Here is a 3322-nt window from a genome sequence, read left to right as displayed (position 1 = left end):
GCTGGCCACACGGCGCCCTGGGTGATGAAGTAGATATACGCGTTGGGGTCGGTCTCCCAGCCCTTGCATTTCAGGATGGAKCCCGGCTGGCCGCCRCCGGACGCATTGCCGGCGCGCGGCACGGCCTCACCGAACTTGCCGTCAGGGTACTGCGGGTATTCGTGCATGGTGCCGGTGCGCTCCAGGCGCTGCTGGTCGCGCAGCTTGACGCGGCACAGGTTCAGCACGGCATCCTGCATGGGGGCCAGCACTTTCTGGCCGCGTCCCGTGGTGTTGCGTTGATAGAGGGCCGCGACGATGCCCAGTGCCAGGTGCAGACCGGTTCCGCTGTCGCCAATTTGTGCGCCGGTGACCATGGGTGGGCCGTCATCAAAGCCGGAGGTGGAGGCTGAGCCGCCCGCACACTGGGCAACGTTCTCGTAAACCTTGCAGTCTTCGTAGCGGCCGGGGCCGAAACCCTTCACCGAGGCGACGATCATCCGGGGATTGAGCTTCTGGATGTGCTCCCAGGTGATGCCCATCCGATCGAGTGCGCCAGGGGCAAAATTCTCGACCAGCACATCGCACTCCTTGATCAGGGTATCCAGAACCTCTTTGCCTTTCGGCTTTTTGGTGTCCAGCGTGATCGAGCGCTTGTTGTGGTTGAGCATCGTGAAGTACAGGCTGTCCACACCGGGAATGTCGCGCAGCTGCCCGCGTGTCGCATCGCCTTCGCCGGCACGCTCGACCTTGATGACGTCGGCGCCGAACCAGGCCAGCAATTGGGTGCACGTCGGCCCCGATTGAACGTGGGTGAAATCAAGAATGCGGACACCGTCTAACGCTTTGCTCATGAAAGTTCCTGCCGGGAAGTTGAAAAGTGGTTGTTACACACGGTTTGATCCGTGCTCAGGGCTTACTCTGCCCTGTTCAACCTCTATGGTAATCACTGCTCCAGTGGTGTGTCTGTACGGTTTGGGTTAGGGTGTATTACCCTGAGGAGCAAGCTGCATTTCAAGCTCGGTCAGGCGTTTCTTCAGATTTCGTTCTTCGGCAAAGCGGGCGGTTTCGTCGCGGATCACCGCGACGATGGCCGAAACCTTGTTGTCCGGGGTATGTAACAGGGCGACGGTAAAGGCGATAGACAGCCCATGCCCGTCCTTGTGCACGGCCGGCACACGCAGAACGTCGTTGCCATACCGCGTTTTTCCGGTTTCCATGGTCTTGTGGTAGCCGTCCCAGTGGCGCTGCTGCTGGCGCTGCGGAATGATGATGTCCAGCGACTTGCCCAGGGCTTCCTCTTCCGTGAAACCGAACATCCGCGTAGCGGCCGGGTTCCACAAGACGATCGCCCCGCCGGCATCAGAGGCAACAATCGCGTCGCCAACGGCTTGCACGAGCTGTTTCAGGTCGGTTGTTGTTTGCATAGGTCCACTCCTGGTGCTGGCAATAGGCTGGCTGAGGCTTAAAAAAAACGGCGCTCAAACTGAACGCCGTTTTTTGCGGGCCATCAAGGCCGGTAAGGCAGAAAACTGCGTTTAAACCGCTTTTGCCGTGTGCATGGCTGCGATCTGGTCCTTGCTGTAACCGAGTTCAGACAAAACTTCATCGGTGTGCTCGCCCAGCAGGGGCGATGCCGTTACTTCGGGCTTGGTGTCAGAGAACTTGATCGGGCTGCCCACGGTGAAGTAGCTACCGCGCACTTTATGCGGGACTTCAACGATGGAGCCACTGGCGCGCAAGGATTTGTCATGTAACAACTCCTTCATCGACAACACGGGCGCGCAAGGAATATCAAATTTGCGGAAGACGTCCACGGCTTCGAACTTGGTCTTGTCGGCGATGAATGCTTCAATCGTCGCGAAGATGTCCATGATGTGCGGCTGGCGTGCCTTGGCCGTGGTGTAGGCCGGGTCGGTTTTCCACTCGGGTTTACCCAAGGCGTCGCAGATCGGCTCCCAGGCATGCCCCTGGACCGTGAAATAGATGTAGGCGTTGGGGTCGGTTTCCCAACCCTTGCATTTCAAAATCCAGCCGGGTTGTCCGCCACCGCCGGCATTGGCGCCGCGCGGTACCACGCCGTCTTTGAAGGCTTCCATTTCATGCGGGTATTGCGGGTACTCTTCCAGGTAGCCGAGGTTGTCCAGGCGTAACTGGTCGCGCATTTTGACGCGGCACAGGTTGAGCACACTGTCCTGCATGGACACGGCGACTTTTTGGCCCTTGCCAGTCTTCTGGCGGCCGATATAGGCCGTCAAAATACCGATGGCCAGGTGCATGCCGGTATTGCTGTCGCCCAAAGCAGCAGACGAAATGGTGGGGCCTGAGTTCTCGCCTTTCCAGTAGCCGGTGGTGGACGCTGCTCCGCCTGCGCACTGGGCCACGTTTTCGTAAACCTTCAGGTCTTCGTAATGGTGGCCGTCAGAGAAACCCTTGACGGATGCCAGAATCATTTTCGGGTTGAGTGACTGGATGTGTTCCCAGGTGAATCCCATACGGTCCAGCGCACCGGGACCAAAATTCTCGACCATCACATCTGATTCCTTGATGAGCCTCTCCAGCACTTCCTTGCCTTCAGGCTTTTTGGTATCCAGCGTCAGGCCGCGCTTGTTGCTGTTGAGCATGGTGAAGTACAGCGCGTCAGCGCCTTCGATGTCTCGCAACTGGCTTCGGGTGACGTCGCCAGAGCCAGGACGCTCGACCTTGATCACGTCAGCGCCGAACCAGGCGAGCATCTGAGTGCAGGCAGGGCCTGCCTGCACGTGCGTGAAGTCGATGATTTTGATGCCTGCGAGTGGTTTGTTGCTCATTTTGATTTCTCCTTGGGATGGCTTTGGATTACTTCTTTGCTGCAGCACTCTGCGGATTCAGGCTGGTGATTCGACCACTTTCGGTCCCTGCGGTTTCGTCGATGATGGCGTTGATCAGGGTCGGCTTGCCAGATTTAACGGCTTCGTCCAGCGCCTTCGCCAATTCGGCTGGGGTGTTGGCCAAAACGCCCACCCCGCCGAAAGCCTGCATCATCATCTCGTATCGCGCATTCTTGACGAACACGGTGGGTGCTACGTCGCCGCCCAGCGGATTCACGTCGGTCCCCTTGTAAATGCCGTTGTTGTTAAAGACGATAACGCAGACGGGGAGGTTGTAGCGGCAAATCGTCTCGACTTCCATACCGCTGAAACCGAAGGCGCTATCGCCTTCGATCGCGATTACGGGTTTACCCGTAGTGACGGCGGCGGCAACGGCAAAGCCCATGCCAATGCCCATGATGCCCCAGGTGCCGACGTCAAGGCGTTTGCGCGGCTCGTACATATCGATAATGCTGCGCGCGAAATCCAGCGTA

At 58.5% G+C, this 3322-nt stretch carries 4 protein-coding genes; all 4 read right to left on the bottom strand.

From position 1 onward, the window contains the following. Nucleotides 1-833 (bottom strand): formyl-CoA transferase (gene frc / locus AC1D1P_RS18490; protein WP_477673968.1); only part of this gene is annotated, 833 nt, incomplete at its 3' end. 126 nt (nt 834-959) lie between these two features. Continuing rightward, the gene (locus tag AC1D1P_RS18485) at nt 960-1406 is read right to left on the bottom strand and encodes a PAS domain-containing protein (RefSeq protein ID WP_477673967.1); all 447 of its coding nucleotides are present in this window, start codon (nt 1404-1406) and stop codon (nt 960-962) included. A gap of 111 nt (nt 1407-1517) precedes the next feature. Next, nucleotides 1518-2789, bottom strand: coding sequence for a formyl-CoA transferase (gene frc, locus AC1D1P_RS18480; protein WP_477673966.1), 1272 nt, complete (start codon nt 2787-2789; stop codon nt 1518-1520). A gap of 28 nt (nt 2790-2817) precedes the next feature. Next, nucleotides 2818-3322 (bottom strand): thiamine pyrophosphate-dependent enzyme (locus tag AC1D1P_RS18475; RefSeq protein WP_477673965.1); only part of this gene is annotated, 505 nt, incomplete at its 5' end.

This window comes from Polaromonas sp. P1_E1_2 (assembly GCF_056406035.1).
The sequence above is the reverse complement of the archived record's forward strand: the minus strand, read 5'-3'. Positions and strand labels throughout refer to the sequence as shown.

Excerpts from the sequence above, each read along its gene's own strand:
- frc (WP_477673966.1), bottom strand. The coding sequence starts at position 2,789 with ATGAGCAACAAACCACTCGCAGGCATCAAAATCATCGACTTCACGCAC.
- AC1D1P_RS18485 (WP_477673967.1), bottom strand. The coding sequence starts at position 1,406 with ATGCAAACAACAACCGACCTGAAACAGCTCGTGCAAGCCGTTGGCGAC.